Source organism: Vibrio sp. 2033, from assembly GCF_033339735.1.
In genome coordinates, this window is sequence record NZ_JAWOVC010000154.1 from 1 (window position 1) to 928 (window position 928).

Sequence of the window (928 nt, forward strand, 5' to 3'; positions counted from 1 at the left end):
GTGCAGAAAAGCTTATTTTTGAACTGAAAACTCGCTCTCTAGCGCGTTAATTCAATTTAAAGCGAGCAACGAGCTCGCTTTATTCTTATCTAAATCACTTCTTTTGCTTCAACACGACCCACTTTAACGACCCATTGGTTTCGTAGTCGTTTTCATCAGAGCACACCAAAAGCACATCATCGACTTTGATTACCGCACCAGCGGTATAGGCTTTATCTTCGTAGTAACAAATTCGCTGGCCTATTTTACCATCAGCAACCACCAAAGCCTTTGACTCCGGCGTACTGTAAGATTTGGCAAAAACTGAACCAGACAATAGCGCGACCATGGCGCTCAGAGTAAAAATAGAAACTCTTTTAAACTTCATGAATATCCCCTTATGCCCGAACAATACTAGCAAGGAAGTATTTCAGGTTCTTGGCAGAATCTCATATTCTAGCAATTTGGTCTTACTTCTAATTCTCAGATATTCCTCCACGTCGTTACGTACAACGGCGAGTTAAGCTCAGGCCGATATAGCCGTCACTGACTCTTTAGGTTATGCTTTTATCGTTTTTTATTGGAAAGTAATCGTTATGCGTTTCATCCCTTTCGCCCTCGCGTTAATTGCATTTAGCTCGTCTCCTAGTGCTTACGAGCTCGATTACTATTCCAAATTTGGCCATATCGACAACTATGGCAATCTAGATCTTCGAAACAAGCCATACACTGAACTCCCATCTGGCTTGGTCATAAAAGGGAATGTGGACATTTCCCAAACGCCAATTACTCAGCTGCCTAAGGGCTTAGACGTTGGTGGCAGCTTAGACGCGAAAAATAGCGCCCTGAAAACAATCAAGTCGGGCGTAAAAATCAAAGGTTACGCTAACTTACTTGGTAGTAAGATTGAAAGCTGGCCCAAAGGGGTAAAGCTGGGTGGGTATTTGAA

At 42.7% G+C, this 928-nt stretch carries 1 protein-coding gene and 1 pseudogene; one reads left to right on the top strand and one right to left on the bottom strand.

From position 1 onward, the window contains the following. Positions 1-94: 94 nt before the first annotated feature. A complete protein-coding gene (locus R7P74_RS25260) occupies positions 95-367 on the bottom strand; it encodes a YnjH family protein (protein ID WP_005498191.1) in 273 nt (90 codons plus the stop codon). Between the two features lie 208 nt (positions 368-575). Between R7P74_RS25260 and R7P74_RS25265 the strand changes: the two are divergent. Then, a pseudogene (locus tag R7P74_RS25265) lies at positions 576-928 on the top strand (hypothetical protein); the annotation flags it as partial.

What these genes read in the sequence shown, in the direction of transcription:
- R7P74_RS25260 (WP_005498191.1), bottom strand. Translation starts at nt 367, where the DNA reads ATGAAGTTTAAAAGAGTTTCTATTTTTACTCTGAGCGCCATGGTCGCG.